The organism is Sinorhizobium sp. CB7, assembly GCF_041357635.1.
In the GTDB taxonomy this organism is placed as follows: domain Bacteria; phylum Pseudomonadota; class Alphaproteobacteria; order Rhizobiales; family Rhizobiaceae; genus Rhizobium.
The window spans coordinates 1-15,458 of the sequence record NZ_JAULLL010000030.1; the positions used below are offsets into that span (position 1 = coordinate 1).

General features: G+C 58.1%; 18 protein-coding genes. 10 read left to right on the top strand and 8 right to left on the bottom strand.

What is annotated here, in order from left to right; genetic code table 11:
- Nucleotides 1-510 precede the first annotated feature (510 nt).
- Complete coding sequence (locus AAE029_RS33795) at nucleotides 511-1,590, top strand: mechanosensitive ion channel family protein (RefSeq protein ID WP_371077307.1); 1,080 nt, start codon at nucleotides 511-513, stop codon at nucleotides 1,588-1,590.
- Between the two features lie 252 nt (nucleotides 1,591-1,842).
- On the opposite strand, the gene AAE029_RS33800 is transcribed toward AAE029_RS33795, so the two are convergent.
- On the bottom strand, nucleotides 1,843-2,232 hold the full coding sequence (locus AAE029_RS33800; RefSeq protein ID WP_371077308.1) for a hypothetical protein: 390 nt from the start codon (nucleotides 2,230-2,232) through the stop codon (nucleotides 1,843-1,845).
- A gap of 196 nt (nucleotides 2,233-2,428) precedes the next feature.
- Complete coding sequence (locus AAE029_RS33805) at nucleotides 2,429-3,061, bottom strand: TetR/AcrR family transcriptional regulator (RefSeq protein WP_371077354.1); 633 nt, start codon at nucleotides 3,059-3,061, stop codon at nucleotides 2,429-2,431.
- Between the two features lie 70 nt (nucleotides 3,062-3,131).
- On the opposite strand from AAE029_RS33805, the gene AAE029_RS33810 reads away from it, so the two are divergent.
- Nucleotides 3,132-3,953, top strand: coding sequence for an alpha/beta fold hydrolase (locus AAE029_RS33810; RefSeq protein WP_371077309.1), 822 nt, complete (start codon nucleotides 3,132-3,134; stop codon nucleotides 3,951-3,953).
- Between the two features lie 70 nt (nucleotides 3,954-4,023).
- Nucleotides 4,024-4,452, top strand: a complete 429-nt coding sequence (locus AAE029_RS33815) for a GFA family protein (RefSeq protein ID WP_371077310.1) — start codon at nucleotides 4,024-4,026, stop codon at nucleotides 4,450-4,452.
- A 371-nt stretch (nucleotides 4,453-4,823) separates the two neighbouring features.
- Here the strand turns inward: AAE029_RS33815 and AAE029_RS33820 are convergent, their stop codons facing one another.
- Entirely contained in the window at nucleotides 4,824-5,402 is a 579-nt protein-coding gene (locus AAE029_RS33820) for a TetR/AcrR family transcriptional regulator (RefSeq protein ID WP_371077311.1), read from the bottom strand.
- A 138-nt stretch (nucleotides 5,403-5,540) separates the two neighbouring features.
- On the opposite strand from AAE029_RS33820, the gene AAE029_RS33825 reads away from it, so the two are divergent.
- The 4 genes from AAE029_RS33825 to AAE029_RS33840 all read left to right on the top strand — a co-directional run bounded on the left by AAE029_RS33825 (nucleotide 5,541) and on the right by AAE029_RS33840 (nucleotide 7,895).
- Complete coding sequence (locus tag AAE029_RS33825) at nucleotides 5,541-6,275, top strand: SDR family NAD(P)-dependent oxidoreductase (RefSeq protein ID WP_371077312.1); 735 nt, start codon at nucleotides 5,541-5,543, stop codon at nucleotides 6,273-6,275.
- Between the two features lie 64 nt (nucleotides 6,276-6,339).
- Nucleotides 6,340-7,107: an SDR family NAD(P)-dependent oxidoreductase gene (locus tag AAE029_RS33830; RefSeq protein ID WP_371077313.1), complete on the top strand. Its 768-nt coding sequence runs from the start codon at nucleotides 6,340-6,342 to the stop codon at nucleotides 7,105-7,107.
- A 28-nt stretch (nucleotides 7,108-7,135) separates the two neighbouring features.
- Nucleotides 7,136-7,735 carry an NADPH-dependent F420 reductase gene (locus AAE029_RS33835; protein WP_371077314.1) on the top strand — a complete coding sequence of 200 codons (600 nt, stop codon included), beginning with the start codon at nucleotides 7,136-7,138 and terminating at the stop codon, nucleotides 7,733-7,735.
- A gap of 7 nt (nucleotides 7,736-7,742) precedes the next feature.
- Nucleotides 7,743-7,895 carry a hypothetical protein gene (locus AAE029_RS33840; RefSeq protein WP_371077315.1) on the top strand — a complete coding sequence of 51 codons (153 nt, stop codon included), beginning with the start codon at nucleotides 7,743-7,745 and terminating at the stop codon, nucleotides 7,893-7,895.
- Nucleotides 7,896-8,079: 184 nt separating this feature from the next.
- On the opposite strand, the gene AAE029_RS33845 is transcribed toward AAE029_RS33840, so the two are convergent.
- Nucleotides 8,080-8,742 carry a hypothetical protein gene (locus AAE029_RS33845; RefSeq protein WP_371077316.1) on the bottom strand — a complete coding sequence of 221 codons (663 nt, stop codon included), beginning with the start codon at nucleotides 8,740-8,742 and terminating at the stop codon, nucleotides 8,080-8,082.
- Nucleotides 8,743-9,273: 531 nt separating this feature from the next.
- Here AAE029_RS33845 and AAE029_RS33850 point away from each other — a divergent pair.
- The 3 genes from AAE029_RS33850 to AAE029_RS33860 all read left to right on the top strand — a co-directional run bounded on the left by AAE029_RS33850 (nucleotide 9,274) and on the right by AAE029_RS33860 (nucleotide 11,167).
- On the top strand, nucleotides 9,274-9,555 hold the full coding sequence (locus AAE029_RS33850; RefSeq protein WP_371077317.1) for a hypothetical protein: 282 nt from the start codon (nucleotides 9,274-9,276) through the stop codon (nucleotides 9,553-9,555).
- Nucleotides 9,556-9,660: 105 nt separating this feature from the next.
- Entirely contained in the window at nucleotides 9,661-10,395 is a 735-nt protein-coding gene (locus tag AAE029_RS33855; protein ID WP_371077318.1) for a phosphotransferase enzyme family protein, read from the top strand.
- Nucleotides 10,396-10,687: 292 nt separating this feature from the next.
- Nucleotides 10,688-11,167: a VOC family protein gene (locus AAE029_RS33860; RefSeq protein ID WP_371077319.1), complete on the top strand. Its 480-nt coding sequence runs from the start codon at nucleotides 10,688-10,690 to the stop codon at nucleotides 11,165-11,167.
- Between the two features lie 233 nt (nucleotides 11,168-11,400).
- Here the strand turns inward: AAE029_RS33860 and AAE029_RS33865 are convergent, their stop codons facing one another.
- The 4 genes from AAE029_RS33865 to AAE029_RS33880 all read right to left on the bottom strand — a co-directional run bounded on the left by AAE029_RS33865 (nucleotide 11,401) and on the right by AAE029_RS33880 (nucleotide 15,411).
- Nucleotides 11,401-12,312, bottom strand: coding sequence for an Ldh family oxidoreductase (locus AAE029_RS33865; protein ID WP_371077320.1), 912 nt, complete (start codon nucleotides 12,310-12,312; stop codon nucleotides 11,401-11,403).
- 315 nt (nucleotides 12,313-12,627) lie between these two features.
- The gene (locus AAE029_RS33870; RefSeq protein WP_371077321.1) at nucleotides 12,628-13,056 is read right to left on the bottom strand and encodes a hypothetical protein; all 429 of its coding nucleotides are present in this window, start codon (nucleotides 13,054-13,056) and stop codon (nucleotides 12,628-12,630) included.
- A gap of 507 nt (nucleotides 13,057-13,563) precedes the next feature.
- Nucleotides 13,564-14,241, bottom strand: coding sequence for a hypothetical protein (locus tag AAE029_RS33875; protein WP_371077322.1), 678 nt, complete (start codon nucleotides 14,239-14,241; stop codon nucleotides 13,564-13,566).
- A 3-nt stretch (nucleotides 14,242-14,244) separates the two neighbouring features.
- Entirely contained in the window at nucleotides 14,245-15,411 is a 1,167-nt protein-coding gene (locus tag AAE029_RS33880) for a DUF262 domain-containing protein (RefSeq protein ID WP_371077323.1), read from the bottom strand.
- Nucleotides 15,412-15,458: the final 47 nt, after the last annotated feature.

A 15,458-nucleotide genomic window follows, 5' to 3' on the forward strand; every position in this document is an offset into this window, starting at 1 on the left:
CCCGCGCCGTGGACACGGCGCTGCTGGATTCCTGTGACAGGCACAGGAATGAGGGTGGGTGGGGCGACGGCGGGGCCAAACAATCAGCAATGAGATCATAGATTGGCATTAGAGGACCTTCCGACGTCCGGCTCGTTCGACCCATTGCGGACGGTAGCCATCGGCTCAGCAGCTGCTGATCATGGATGGAATTCCTACAGCGCCGTGCGTCTTATAAGACGCACAAAGGTCGCTGTAGCACTTTGAATCGCTGCATGTTTTTATCCTTAAATCGGTTCCGATTTAAGGAAACATGCAGTGGAGGCAAGTGCCCATGATGGATATAATAGATCACTCGATGTCTTAAGCCGCGTGGACGGATTTTGATCAAGTATAGGCCTGCGAAACGACGACGGGCCTGCCCCGGACTTGTCCATCAAACCTCGCCGTATGGCGAGGCGTCCCCGGAATGCCGTCGTCAAGGAATGAGAAGGCCCTGGCTGGGGTGGATGGCCACATCGGGGTGAACCCATGGAACGACGCGACAAGGAACAGGAGAACCTTTCTCGGCTTGAACGGGCCGCGCAACAGACTGCTGATCCAAAAACTATGCAGCAGAAGGCGAAAAAGCCCGAGGAAAACTTTCGCTTCAGCCTGCGCAGGGGAGATATCTGGTGGATGGTTGGCTTCGCTGCCGCCGCCTTGCTGCTATTTGGCGTCCAAGTCCTGATCAATTGGCGCTTAGAATGGCTTGACGGGCCTTTGCGCGTTCGCGTGCTGAACTACGTCAGGGGCGGCCTTGTCATTTTCGTTTTGCTGACCGTGGCGAATGTTATCGAAGTCTTTCTCATAGGCCGAATTCCCAATCGTGTGTCGCGTTTCAACCTGAAACGTATTTTTCGATTGCTCGTCGCCATCGCCATCGTCTTCGTGGCCATTTCAGTCTTATTTGTAAACTGGTACGCCGCGGTTGTTTCGCTCGGCCTGATTTCATTGATTCTCGGCTTTGCGCTGCAAATGCCGATCTCCAGTTTCATCGCGTGGATTTATATTCTGGCCAGGGCGCCTTATCGCGTTGGTGACCGCATTCGCATCGGCGATGCCCATGGCGATGTCGTTGATGTCAGCTATCTCGACACGACGTTATGGGAATTCGGCGGCGAACATCTTTGGACCGATCATCCGAGCGGACGCATCATCAAATTTCCGAATTCCACCGTGTTTGACACGCCGGTCTTCAACTACTCCTGGCCGCTGTTTCCCTATGTCTGGAACGAAATCAAGTTCCAGCTCGCGTATGAAAGCGATTTGGAATTCGTGGCACTAACCATGAGAGAGGTCGTGGAAGAGCAGATGGGCGACATCATGAGCCAGAAGGTGAAGGTCTATAAGCACATCCTGTCGAAAACGCCGGTGGACGAACTCGAAGTGAAGGAGCATCCGGTGGTTCATTTTCGCGTCAGTGAAAACACCTGGCTCGAGGCCATCGTGCGTTACCTTGTGCCGCCGAAGGAAGCGGGGCGCACCAAAACGCGCTTGATCAAGGAAATGTTGGCGCGAATGAATGCAAAACCCGATCGCGTGCTGTTTCCGAAGAGCAATTTGAGGTGAACTTCCTCGCGCCACGCCGGCGAGGAGCCACCCCGCCCGCGTCGCGGCAGGCAAGCCCGGATACCTCCAGCGTGTGCGCCCAATCCTCCTCGCTCATTTGTGTCGACATGGCTTGCGATCTCCGGCTCAGTCGGGAACCCATGAACCACAACCGACCCCTCCAAGGAATCCTCATTCCTCTAATTCGTCCCCGCGGCCTACTGCATGTTTCCTTAAATCGGAACCGATTTAAGGATAAAAACATGCAGCAATTCAAAGTGTTGGCGCTGTAGCGACAGCAATCTTTTTTGCCGAGTTGTTCATGCTGTTGACGAGACAGGCCCGGAAGAGCCGGTTCGAGATGATTGAGATCGGGAAGAGCAACACGAACGCCGCGGAGGAAGACACTGCGGCCATCAAAGAATTCTTCAAACGGCTTGATAAGGCCAACCTATAGCTGGCGCTCTTAACCAAAAGGAAGCGACCACTTTCCAAAACGGACGATCGACTGCACATAGAGGCGACCGATTTCGGCCAAGAAGCCGACGCTGGCTCGGCTTGAATAAGTGACCGATTTGGGGCCGATTGCGGACTGTCGGCTTCGGAGGTCGCAAAACGAATAGCGGCCATCCAGCCATTTAGACCAACATTGAGTTCGACCAAGCGGACGCGCACTCCCCGGCAGAGATGCGGCTGGTTGTTACTTAGCGATCATGTTGCCGTTCGATCAACAAAAATTGGTTCGGCCTTGGAATTCGGACTCACAGACTGACGACGTTTGCGGTCGCACCGGGCTGAGGGCGACGGACATCCTCAAGCCGGCAGAACATGCGCTCGATTGCGTTCTGATCGATCTCGCTCACGTCTCGTCCTCGGCAACGCGAAACAGAAGCCGAATATACCGCTCCAAATGAGCAAGACTTTCGCGCGCCAGCTCCGCGTCATTTCCTGCTTTCGCAAGGACGAATCCTCCTTGGATAACAGTCTGCGTGTATCGAGCCAGACTTTCGGCAGTCCAATCGTCCGTAACACCGCGCTCACGGCGGGCCAGTTCAATGTCGGTCTCTAGCGTCGACGCATGATCGAACATGCTGGCTCCGCACGCATCGCGGATGCTGGGGAAGGTCATGTAGGTCTCTTGAACCATCGTTCCGACCAGACAGCTGGACTCCGCCAGATCCTCTGTGATGATCGCTTTGCGAAAGGCGACATAGGCAAGCACCCGCTCCAACGCATCGGGAGGGTGATGATAGGGAGCCGCGGCGAAAAAGTCCGAGGTGGTCCTGGCCCAAAATTCCGCAGCGGCAACTCCCAGGGCTTCCTTACTACCGAAGCTGTGGAAGAATGCCCCCTTGGTTACCTCAGCCGCCCTGCAAAGATCATCAATGCTGGCCGAGGCGAAGCCTTTGGCGCGGATGGTGTCCCTTGCAGCTTCCAGGAGCCGGGTTCGGGCATCACCGCGCTCGGGAGCATGTTTGGTTGGCCTAGACATGCGAACATTCATACCATAAGGTTGGTATGTGTCAACGGCGCGCGTAGCTCTCGAAAACACGGAGTCCGATATGAATTTATATGACGACGACCTTACCCGGTTTGCCGAGCATGGAGCTGCCCTTCTCCCCGCCCCCGATCGCGAGGATCGCGTGGAGCATGACGGAGCTCTGATCTGGTATGCATCATTTGGCAGCGGTCCTCCCGTCATCCTGTTGCACGGCGGACTCGGCCACAGCGGCAATTGGGGATATCAGGTGCCGGCCTTGGTAGCGGCGGGCCACCGCGTCGTGACGATCGACAGTCGCGGGCACGGCCGCAGCACCCGCGATCACAGGCCATATTCGTATGAACTCATGGCTTCTGACGTCGTGGCTGTGATGGACCACCTTTCCCTCGACAAGGCTGCCTTCGCCGGCTGGAGTGACGGCGCCTGCGTCGCTCTGGTACTTGCCTCCAAGGCACCAGCACGCGTGGCAGGCGTCTTCTTTTTTGCCTGCAACATGGATCCTGGTGGCACAAAGCAGATCGAACCGAGTCCGCTTCTCGATCGCTGCTTCAGTCGCCACAGGAAAGACTACGCCATGCTCTCCGCCACACCAGCCGACTTCGACCAGTTCGTCAGCGCGGTGGGGCTGATGATGCGAACCCAGCCGAACTATAGCAAAGAGGACCTTGGCGCCATCGAGGTGCCTGTCATCGTCGCACTCGGCGAGCATGACGAATTCATCAAGCGAGAGCATGCCAACTACCTGGCCGATGCTATTCCGGGGGCCGCATTAATAATTTTGCCCGGCGTTAGTCACTTTGCGCCGCTACAGCGTCCGGACGAATTCAATGCGACGGTCCTTGCCTTCATAGCCAAGGTATCGATCTCGGGTTCGGACCGATGACCAGTAGCTGGCGGTCGCGGCGACGCAGCCGGCTGCGAGGAGTCAATGATGACGACATGCGGAGAACCAGATGAGCGAGACGAGCCGTAAACGTCGATTGCAGGGGAGCTGCTTATGCCAAAAAGTCTGCTATCAGGTCACCGACGCGTTCATCTTCGCAGCAAACTGTCATTGCGCAGCTTGTCGCCGCACAACGGGGTCCGCGTTTAAGGCATTCGCCCGCATTCATGGCGAAGAACTGACTGTCATTCGGGGTGAAGGGGACATCTCCTCATTCGAGAAAGACCAGTTCAGCGATGAGCATTGCAAAACATGCGGCTCGCTGCTGTTCTCTCGCGTTGACGGAGGGTTCGTTCACGTCGCGATGGGGACGCTGATCGATGCTCCGTCAATTTCACCGACGGACCACATGTTCGTCGGCTCGAAGGCGCCCTGGTTCACCATCACCGACGCACTGCCCCAGCACGAAGGACACGTAACGCGGAAGGAAGCCGATTAGGCTCGAAACATGGACCAGTTTCCCGTCAACGGTTTCACCACACACCAGTAGGGCACGGTCATCGCTGTACTGGTCTCTCACGGCTCCGTGCGGAAGGGACCTCCTGCATTTGAATCCCAATTATCGAAGCATACTCCAAAGCTGCAGAGACGATATCGCCGATGATGGAATTCATTCTTCCCGCAGGGTCATAATGCGGGTTGATCACTCCACACTGCACGAGGTCGCCTGAGATTAAGCGCGCAATCTTGGGGTAGTGGGCCGCCGAAGCACCCTGGACTTCGGGGAAATGACCGCTTTGGGGACTGGAAATATCTGAGCTTAACGACCGACATTGGGGGCGCATTGCTGCCATCCGACGCCGGTCTGATTCAAGGCGTTGCCTTTTTGAAATCGTCGCCAGGCTGATTTGTGAGGATGGCGCTCGTAATGAGCTGAACGAGATGATCCGCCCGTGGCGCGAATGAGGGTTGGTCGACCGCCCAGCCGAGAGCCGTTATCAGGGCGAACAGGTCGTCCCCATCCATATCGGTGCGCGCCGTTCCCTCGCCCTGAGCACGGAGCAGTAGTCGCGCGCCTGCCGAGTGCACCGCTGCGCACGAAGCGTAAAGAGCGGAGTCCGGGTTCGTGTGGGCGGCCGCCATCATGGCGACGACGCCCCTGTAGCTTTGGGTGAATGCCACCAATTCCCGGAACCAGGTGAGAAGCGCTTCGTCAGCCGAAGTCGAGGTTTCGAGTTCGGCTGCCCTCTGCGTCAGTGCGTCCAGATTGGTACACAGCAACGCTTCGAACAGGGCTTCTCGCGTCGGGAAATGACGAAGCAGCGTGGCCAACCCGACGCCGGCTCGGCGGGCGATATCGCGCATCGACGCGTCCGCCCCATGCTCCGCGATGACGTCACGCGCAACGTTAAGAATTTGGCTGCGATTTTTTTCTGCGTCGGCTCGCATGGACTGCCTTGATAAGTGGATCAGTGATCCGTATATGTGGATCGGCGATCCGTTTATAAAGCGGATCAGTGATCCACTAGATAGTGTGCGTGTGCGCAAATGGCAACAGGCGCTGTCCGCACGACGAAAGGAAAAGTCATGGGAAAGCTTGAGGGTAAGGTTGCAGTCATCACGGGCGGGGCTACCGGCATCGGCCTCGGCGCGGCAAAGCGCTTCATCGAGGAGGGCGCCTTCGTCTTCATCTTCGGCCGCCGGCAGGAAGCGCTCGACGCCGCTGTAGCCGACCTCGGGCCCAATGCCCGTGCGGTGAAGGGCTCGGTTTCCAATGAAGCCGATCTCGACCGGCTCTATGCGGCGGTGAAGGCCGAGCGCGGAACCCTCGACATCGTCTTCGCCAATGCCGGAGCGGGAAGCATGCTTCGGCTCGGCGAGATCACCGCCGAACACATTGATGAAACCTTCGACACCAATGTGAAGGGCACGATCTTCACGGTCCAGAAGGCGCTGCCGCTGATGGGCGAAGGCGGATCGATCATCCTGACCGGATCGAGCGCCGGCACCACGGGCGCCCCGGCAATGAGCGCCTACAGCGCGAGCAAGGCGGCAGTGCGCAACCTCGCGCGGACCTGGGCGGAGGACCTGAAGGGCACCGGCATCCGGGTAAACGTGCTGTCTCCTGGGGCGACGGCGACGGAACTCGCGAAGGAATCGCTCGGCGAGGAGGGCCAGAAAGTCTTCGCCTCGATGACGCCGCTCCAGCGCATGGCCGATCCGGCAGAGATCGGAGCGGTGGCTGCATTTCTCGCGTCGTCGGACAGCAGCTTCATGACCGCCAGCGAGGTCGCCGTTGACGGCGGCCTTGCGCAACTCTGACGCGCCACGCGCGGCCGGTCACTCCAGTAATCCGGTTATGCACACATCCACGGAAGGAAATGAAATGGAACAGCCTCTTAAAGGAAAAACTGCTCTCGTTACCGGGGCATCGCGGGGCATTGGCCGCGCCATCGCCGAACGTCTTGCAAGGGATGGTGCGACGGTCGCGCTGACCTATAACGCCAGCAAATCTGGCGCAGACGAGGCAGTGGCGGCTATCGAGAAAGCCGGAGGCACGGCGTTCGCGATCCACGCGGACCTCGTTGACCCAACGACCGTCCCGACCTTGTTCGAGAGACTCGACGACGAGTTCACCAAGCGGAACGCAAGCAAAGCCCTCAACATTCTGGTCAACAACGCTGGCAACTCCGGCTGGGTTGGCTTCAAAGACGCGACGCCGGACAGTTGGGACACCCTGATCGCGGTCTACGCCCGCGCCCCCTTCTTCATCGTTCAGGCCGCTCTGGATCGTCTCGCCGATGGTGGACGCATCATCAACATCTCTTCCGCTGCCGCCACGAAGCCCGTAACAGCCGCGCCCGTCTACTCGATGACCAAAGCGGCCATCAACAACCTGACCCATGCGCTCGCGTCCGAGCTGGGGCCGCGCGGAATTACCGCGAACGCCGTAGCGCCGGGCTACACGCGAACGGACGCGAACGCCGCCTTCCGGGAGAATCCCGAACTCGTAAAGGCGGTTGAGGCCGAAATCGCGTTGGGACGCTTTGGCGAGCCTTCGGAAATCGCCGCCGTCGTGGCGTTCCTGGCCTCCGATGACGGCCATTGGGTGACGGGCCAGACGATTGAAGCAAGCGGCGGCTACAAGCTCTAACCGCGCCGAACAATCGAAGGAGAATATAATGAGCTACGCAATTATCGGTTTCGGCAAGATCGGCCACGCTCTTGCTAGGGCGTTTGCCCGCAAGGGCATCGAAGTATCCGTTGCAACCACGCGCGATCCGGCAAGCTTTGCAGCCGATGCAGCCGCGATCGGACCCGAGATCATTCCCACAACCCTGGCGGAAGCCGTCAAGGCGGACATCATCTTTTTGGCTGTCCGTTTCGAGTCGCACCCGGAGGTCGCGAAGGCGCTGCCCAACTGGAAGGGAAAGACCATCGTCGACGCGATGAACACGAGAGCCCCGCTTGAGGAACTGGACGGTCTCCCGTCCTCTGCCGTCGTCGCGAAGGCATTCACCGGAGCCAGGCTGGTGAAAGGCCTCAACCATTTGGTCGCTGCTGTCCTTGACCAAGACCCGGCCGTACACGGTGGCAGGAGAGTCGTGTTCCTGGCGAGCGACGATGATGGCGCCGCAGCGGCGATTGGTGCGCTTGCGGAAAATCTCGGTTTCGCGCCAATCGACCTCGGCGGGCTTTCGGAAGGTGGACTGCTTGTGCACGCGCGCGGAAATAGCTGGGGTCAACTGATCTTTAAGGACCTGGTCAAGTTCGACGGATGAAGCGTGCATGAGCACTATCTGCCTCATCGGCTCAGGAGGCGTGGCCGCGGCGATCGCGAGTTGTACCGCCAAGGCTGGACACACTGTCGAGGTGGTCAGCCGGAACGGCTACAAGGACGTATCGCCGCACATCTTCGAGCTTGCAATCGCAGAGAAATAGGCCGCTGGAACATCCTAGACACCGTGGAATTAAGCGACCGCTTTTGGGACCGACAGTGATGGAGCTCAACAACCGATTTGAGGCGCGCACCGGCCGAGGTAGGCGCCGTCGTTTTCGACCTCGCGAAGTGGGGCCGCGACCGCGACGGTGAGTTCACCAGGATGGCGTGCGTTAAAGAACCCCCTCAATCTGCCTGCATGTAATCCGCCACGCTGTAGCAATGGCTCGCCTGATAGGCGTTCCGCCCCCGGTTCATGTGCGTCAGATTGAACGTGCGAATGGCGCTCACCACGCGGCGGCTGGTGAGGAATTTGCGGATCGAGACAGAGCCGCGCACATTGATACCGAAAATGTCCGCACCACGCGGGAAGAAATAACTGACGTGCTCTGGCATCGCGACGCTTTGCTCGAGAAAGGGTTCGTCCACCCGGCTCGGCGTTGCTGAGCGATCTGTAGTGAAATCCGAAAGATGCACGATGAATCTGGCGCGGATATCGTCGCCTTGAGCATAGAGCGTGAAAAGCTCCATCCAACTCGCATTGACGCGTACGAGCGGCTTGTCCGAGGTCGACGGCAGACAGGAAACCGACCAGTAGTAGCGCTCGGTCTTGCGCAGCATGGGAATGCAGTTTGGACCGTATAGCCCGAGAATCTCCAGCACTTCCCGCGCTTGCGGGCGACTAAGTAGCTTCTCAAATCGAGCGACATATTTGAAGCGCTGTTGCAGGGACTCTAAGCGCTCGCCCGCGTCCGGCAAGTCGATCTTGCCCGCTATCCAATCGCGCTGCTGCTCAAGATCAAGGAATTGCCGCACGCCGGTGGCTCTCGGGCTTGAGGTCGCGCCCATGTCAGACGTCCTGCGAAATTCGTATGCGCGTCATCGGCCGACTCCTGTGTTCTCGCTAAGGCGTCTGCGAGTCTAAGCATCGCGCCCAATGCGCCTCCGAATGATACCTCGTAGATGGTAAATTTGGAAAGTCTGCGCGACCATGAGGAGAACGTCACATGACCGTTCGCCGTCTTGGCAACGGCTCAAGACTGGTAATCCCAGCGCTGCCGAGCGGCCGCTTCCAGGATCAGAGTTCGATCTAGCTGACGGCCGCGATGGGGGCGCATAGTCCGCTCCATCCTTCAACAACGAACAAATGTCCGCTGTGGGCCGAAAGGGTCATATAAGTTCCTTGGCGATGATCCTGCGCAATGTGCTCACGAGATTTCACTGCGTATGATGTAAGGGCGCGGTTGCGAAGTGCACGTGTAAGTCAAATAAATCGAGATAAATGATTTTGCTGTACCACTTAAAAGAAGTCTCACATTTAGGCCGCCACATCCAATGCTCATCCTATACATATTCATACCAGGGGCAGCGCTCGTCTTCTTGATCATGGGTATCGCTGCGATCCCAAAGGAAACGATTTCGGCCGGACAAGCGATTATTGCGAATCATGTAGTTCTGTATCGGTTCGTGGTCGTCAGCCTCGTTGCAGCAGGGTGCTATGTCTCGGAGATATTCCGAGTCGTGATTTACTGCTGGCTCACCTTAAGCATTGCAGGCTTGATTCTGTTTGTTGTCGATCGAGACGGATTCAATTCCGGTTTCTTCCTTCGTTTTGTATTTCCGTTTGTGGCACTCTTGTATGTCTGGAACGGTTTTCGTTGAGCAAGAGGGTCGTCCTCCCCACTGCGCCATGAGCGGACATCGCGGCGTCGTAAACTTTCTCTATTTCGTCCGTCAATTTGATCAGGGCCGCCAAGGATATCGCCAATGGGATGGGAAGCTCTCGGGCAATGGGGTGAAGACGCGGTTCGCATCGAACCACTCACTGGTGGATTTGCCAACGACGTGTGGAGCGTTCGCGTCCACGGACATATCGCGGTCGGTCGTCTCGGCTCCAGGACTGACGCTGACCTCGCATGGGAAACCGAGCTACTCCAACACCTCGACCGTAAAGGTATGACCGTCCCAGTGCCGATCCCGACGACTGACGGCCGCCTGTTCGTGGACGGTCTGGTGGTAATGAAATACATGGAGGGCGGACCGCCCGAGACGGGGTCCGACTGGCGTCGCGTGGCCGACACGCTCCGCGAGCTGCATCGGCTGACGCAGGGCTGGCCGCAGCGCCCAGGCTGGCAATCGTCGACCGACCTCCTGCATGCCGAAACCGGAACGAGGATCGATCTTAACGCGATGCCGCCTGAGGGTGTTATTCGATGTCGAGCAGCGTGGGCGCGGCTAATCGGGCGTCAGACATGCGTTGTCCACGGCAATCCGAACAACCCTGGCAACGTCCGCATGACCGCAGATCGCGTCGCATTGATCGACTGGGATGAGTCACACGTGGACGTCGCCGACCTCGACCTAGTGCTGCCCGACAACGCTGCCGATCTCGACGACGGCGCGCATGACATCGCCGCGCAAGCGTCAGCCGCATGGGAAGCCGCCGTCTGCTGGCAGGACGAGTACGCAGTCAAGCGACTTGCCGAAGTTCGAGCCGTCTGAGCAGTTCGGCGGATCGACAGGCCGTATCGATGCCGCAACCTCCGGCTACTGCATTGCGCCAGAAGCCGACCCTGGCTCGGCTTGAATAAGTGACCGATTTTGGGGGCCGAGAGCAGACTGTCAGCTTACAAGATCCAAATTGCGATAGCGGCCATTGTCGGCAAATCTGGAGAGTGCAGCTTCCGACCCATTGCGGTCATTAAGCGACTGGGCCATACTGCACGCCTGAGCGTCCGCGACGCGACCACTGCGAGGACCGCGCACGCGAAAGAGCTTCCTTGAGGAGGTGCCGGTGCCCGAGCGCGCTCCATACATCGACTTCGAAAAGTTGCCCACGCCGAGCGAGGGCTTCCTCGTGACGCTCTTCATCACCGTGCGCAATGTCGCTCGGTCCCGGGCTTTCTACTCCGAGGTTCTCGGCGGCGAGGTTGTGCTGGAGGAGAACCCGTGCATGGTCAAACTCTCCAACTCGTGGGTAATCATGAACCCGGGCGGTGGCCCCACCCCCGACAAGCCGGACATCTCGGTCGTCGACTACGTGTTTGAGAACAGGCTCTCCAGCTTCATGAACCTGCGCGTGGCCGACATTCAGGCGTGCTATGAAGAATGGAGCTCGAGAGGGGCTGAGTTCGTGACGCCGCCGATCGATCGCGGTGCTGAGATTCGCTGTTACATGCGCGACCCGGACGGCTACCTGATTGAGGTCGGCCAGTCCACGGGAATGTCCAAGGGCATACTCGCAAGAAAACGCCCCGAGGACCTGCCGGGCTAGCTCGGATATCTCACACTGCCGCGGACGTTGAGAAACGCTACGACAGCGAACGTCCGCTTTCCACCCAAGCTGGACATTCAGCCCGCATAAGCCGAACGGCAGCTTTTTAGGAAATCTCGCAGTCCGCCTGAACGACCGGATGAGGGCGCAAAGCAGCCCCATCCTCCAACAACGAACAAATGTCCGCTTTGGGCCGAAGGGGGCCGTTCGATGGTGGCATTTGCTGCATAGTGTCAGGGAAGCGCCACCTGCAATCGCTCGGCATGCGGGATCAGAGACTGCATGATGCCGGGGAAGAGCGAGACGCCTTCCTCCACGGCCTTTCTCTTGCGGGCGAGGCCGTTTTCGCCCGGCAGCCGCACCCGCTCGACGCCCGGGCGGGGCGGCGTTTCGCGGCAGGCGTCGACAAGCCAGCCGGTCTGCCGGAGGAATGCGGCGCGTCCGCCGAAGGCTTCCGGGTCGAAGACCTGGACCGTCACCGCGGCGTTGGTGCCCTTCGGCGCGTCGGCGCGGCCGTAGCCGGCAAGCCCCTGCGTAAAGGCTTCGACATGCAGCGCCATGCCGTAGCCCTTCTGGCCGTGATCGAGCCCGCCGGTCGGAAGCAGGGTGCCGCCGCGCTCGAGGACACGCGGATCGCGGCTCGGATTGCCGTTTTTGTCGAGAAGCCATTCATGGTCGTATTGCCGGCCTTCGCGGATCAGCCGCTGCGCCATGTTGACGGTCGTGATCGAGGCGCTGATGTCGATCAGGATGGGATCGCCGGGCGTCGGAATTCCATGGGCGACCGGGTTCGGCGTGTAGACGCCCTTTCTGCCGCCGTAGGGCGCCACCTGGGCGCCGGACGGGCTGGAGCTTGCGATGCTGACCATGTAGCCGCGATCCGTCGCGATCGTCAGGTAGGCGGCGAGGCAGCCGATGTGATGGCTGTCGGCAATGCTGATCGTTGCCGTGCCGTATTGCGCGGTCCGCTCATAACCGCCGGACGCCTCCATGACGACGAGTTCGACCCCGTGCGCCCGGCAAAAGTCGGCAAGCGCGCCGAAGCCGACCGCATCGTTGCCGAAGCGTTGGAACATCCCGACCGAACGGATATACGCGTCCAGCCAGTCTTTCGAAACATCCACTCCACAGAGAACTCTATTCACGGTAACCTGCCTTGTGCGTGCGATTGGAGCCAAGCGACTATTCGGTCGTACGTGACGATGACGAAGATCCCAGGCTCGTCCACGGTTGTAACCGAGGGAAGTACGGGCGACTTGGTCACGCCTCTGGCCGGGTGGCCACCCGACCAGAGGCTCAGTCGCTTCCATCGCACGAAATTGCTAACGTGCAGATACAAGGGAAGGTGGGGCGACGGCGGCGCCCAACAACCAGCAATGAGATCGTGGATTGGCGGGATTGCTCTGTAGGCCACCCCTCACGGAAATCCCCACCTCACCGATCACCACGGACAAGCACATCTAGGCTTTGGTCATCGGAAATTTCGGAACTGGTCTAGCGAAAACGGCTTTGATAGTCCGTTTCGAGCCGTTACCAAGTTCAACAACCATGACCATCATGAGTTGTTTGCCACGAAGCGCAAAAAGAACATCGAAAGCCTTATTGCTGTAAATCGTGCCCGGCCGCATTTTCCATCGCCCCTGGCCGAGAGCATAGTAGGCAGGACCGTTTCGATCCATCTGCACTGTAGCGGCCCAGCCGTTGTTTGTGCTGACGACAAGAACTGTGCCCTGTTTCACTATGCCAATGAAGCAAGTCGCGCATGGTCCGGCATCGGAGGAAATCTGCTGCCATCGGCCGGAAAGTCGGACTTCCTCTGACCTGACCTCTTGTGACGAGAGTAAAGCAAAGAAAGCGAACGAAATCAGCTTGAAAGCAAGGTTCAACATCTCTCTCCCCGAGCAACAAACAAACATCTATAATTTTCTATCCCAGCGAAGATGGTGAAACCATTAACCGGCAGCGCAAGTTTCTGCATATCATTATGGATTGCTTTTTCTTGATCGAGTGAGGAGATATCGAGCGTTGTCCGCATCGGGCAAAGTGGCGGATTGCCGTAACGCCACGTCTGCAATGGGCCGATATTGTTGAAAAACTCTGGAGCGTGACCCTTTAGTGACGGCTGGCAGAATCGTATTTCTTGAACCTGCTCCGGTGGAAATTCTGATTTAGTCTTCCGCTTACTTCGGAACAACTTTCCAAATTTCGCGTCGCGTTGACGGCACCGACGGTGTTCTTCGACAATATGCACCAATAGCGGACACTAAAGCTCCGTCGTGCTTAGTCAGGATGGCGGGTGGGATGGTGATGCAATGCTCGCCCGGTAAATTGGCGCAAGATGCGGAGCTGCAACGCTGTTATCAAAACCAGCTTAGCATCGTCAGCCCAGCGCATGACTAGTTCACCCGCTTCATCAACGCCCGGAAGTCGTCATCCAAGAGACGGAAACCAGCAATAAGGTCGTTCGTCCAGGTTTGCATATCCGAAGTCGGGGTCACGATGGTCGCAGCCACAACCACCTTGTGGGCAGCCCGTCCGCGAAGATCCCAAAGGGATTGAATGCTGCTTGTGAAACTCGGGGTGAACTTGGACGTGTCGATACCTATTGTGCCAAGCAGCTTGAAGTGAAATTTCGTCGCGATACCGTGATTGTCGCGGATGGCCCTCGCGTACCGCATAGATCCGCGCTTGAGGAGTTCTTTGACTTCAGCGTTCGAAGTGGTTGCCAAGCCCCGTTTGATGAAGATTCCCATTTCATCGTTGCCGAGCAGTGCTTTAAGTGCGTCGCTGTCGCGGTCGTCCGTGGGAAACTGCACGAACGGCATAAGGCAGAGGTGCTTGGCGGCGCGGTTGAGCTTCCCCGTCGAACCGAAGCGAGCGACTGCGTGAGTAGCGACGTGTCCACAGCGCTCTTCAAGGTAGTGCTCGCAGGCAGCCGAACTCATCACCGCGTAGGCGGAAATCCGATCCACCTCTGCGACAGTAAAAGAGCCAGGAACTGGCGGATCCGGCGGAAGTTGGGCGGCAAGGTGCGTCAGGCGGTGCCGCAATGCCTCGTAGTGGCTTGAAGGCATGGGTCACGCGAACTGTATGATACTGGTCGGGAACCTGGGGACATCAATATTCAGCACACGGCGGAGGCAGTCACCCCATACGTGGAAGCGCAGATTCGTAGCCTGCTCGGTTTTGGTCGAAGTTTGTAATGCCCTGAGAAAGTCGGGAAAATCTTCACAAACCTCAATGAAGCTATTACTCACGTCTTCGGCTTTCTCCACCGCCGCATGAGCAACGTTCATGTCGCTGAAGTAGTAGGTCATGATGTCCATGACGGTTCGGTTTTTGGTGTTCTGGTAGCGATCGTTCTGCCAGACCTTGAAAGCATCGTCGCCAAATATGAGCGCGGTTGTTTTAATGGAGCGCTCATAGCGCTCCCAAATCGCATCCAAGTCGCTGCTGACGGACTTCCAGTTAGTCGTAAACTCGCGTGTTACCTTGTCCAAGAAAAGCTTGAGGTTCCCTCGGTACTGTTCTCCGAAAAGCCCGAACGCCAAGTATCGGATAGCGACTTCCATATCGCGCATGCGGAAGTCCGGAACCTTGGAGAATAGGAACTTCATGCCGGGCGACGTGGCGGTCTTTTCATCAAGCCAGTTCATGAAATCGCCGGGGAAGAGCGCACGACGCAATTCCTGTGGGGACAGTGGCACGCTGTTTTGGTTCAATCGCAGGAACAAGAGGTAGATCAGTTCATTCGAGCCCCAGTTCTTGATAACTATGGTTCGAACTGTATGGGACTGGAAGGCGTCCACGGCAGGTTCATATTCGGGCCGCTTCAGCATGTCGTGGTAGGTCATGCCGTTGAGGTCATGCCGATAATCACAATGCGCCAGCCGCAAGGGCTCATCACGGTCTACGCAGAAGCGAGCAATCGAGTTGAGGCGCTGTTTCCCGTCAATAACCGCGAAATTTCCCGGACTTGTCTCAGCAAGAACAACCTGCGGCACTGGCAGTCGGAGGAAAAGGCTCTCGATGAACTTGGACATCTTATCGGGGGTCCAAGCAACGCGGCGCTGATAATTCGGTTGCAGGTCGATTTTCTTGCGCTTTAACAAATCGACAAGGACGCTGATGGTCCAGTCGGTGGGAGCCACCACCAGCTCTTGAAAATCGCGCGAACCGATACTCAGATCGTTTTCATCGATCTCACCCACGGCGTCAAAGATATCATCGTCTTCGGGGGCCATTATAACTCCAGTACAGGGAACGCCGGCATTGCCGACGATTTTGCGAA

Coding starts and splice junctions, on each gene's coding strand:
- AAE029_RS33795 (WP_371077307.1), top strand. CDS start 511: ATGGAACGACGCGACAAGGAACAGGAGAACCTTTCTCGGCTTGAACGG.
- AAE029_RS33805 (WP_371077354.1), bottom strand. CDS start 3,061: ATGTCTAGGCCAACCAAACATGCTCCCGAGCGCGGTGATGCCCGAACC.
- AAE029_RS33810 (WP_371077309.1), top strand. CDS start 3,132: ATGAATTTATATGACGACGACCTTACCCGGTTTGCCGAGCATGGAGCT.
- AAE029_RS33815 (WP_371077310.1), top strand. CDS start 4,024: ATGAGCGAGACGAGCCGTAAACGTCGATTGCAGGGGAGCTGCTTATGC.
- AAE029_RS33820 (WP_371077311.1), bottom strand. CDS start 5,402: ATGCGAGCCGACGCAGAAAAAAATCGCAGCCAAATTCTTAACGTTGCG.
- AAE029_RS33825 (WP_371077312.1), top strand. CDS start 5,541: ATGGGAAAGCTTGAGGGTAAGGTTGCAGTCATCACGGGCGGGGCTACC.
- AAE029_RS33830 (WP_371077313.1), top strand. CDS start 6,340: ATGGAACAGCCTCTTAAAGGAAAAACTGCTCTCGTTACCGGGGCATCG.
- AAE029_RS33835 (WP_371077314.1), top strand. CDS start 7,136: ATGAGCTACGCAATTATCGGTTTCGGCAAGATCGGCCACGCTCTTGCT.
- AAE029_RS33840 (WP_371077315.1), top strand. CDS start 7,743: ATGAGCACTATCTGCCTCATCGGCTCAGGAGGCGTGGCCGCGGCGATC.
- AAE029_RS33845 (WP_371077316.1), bottom strand. CDS start 8,742: ATGGGCGCGACCTCAAGCCCGAGAGCCACCGGCGTGCGGCAATTCCTT.
- AAE029_RS33855 (WP_371077318.1), top strand. CDS start 9,661: ATGGGATGGGAAGCTCTCGGGCAATGGGGTGAAGACGCGGTTCGCATC.
- AAE029_RS33870 (WP_371077321.1), bottom strand. CDS start 13,056: ATGTTGAACCTTGCTTTCAAGCTGATTTCGTTCGCTTTCTTTGCTTTA.
- AAE029_RS33875 (WP_371077322.1), bottom strand. CDS start 14,241: ATGCCTTCAAGCCACTACGAGGCATTGCGGCACCGCCTGACGCACCTT.
- AAE029_RS33880 (WP_371077323.1), bottom strand. CDS start 15,411: ATGGCCCCCGAAGACGATGATATCTTTGACGCCGTGGGTGAGATCGAT.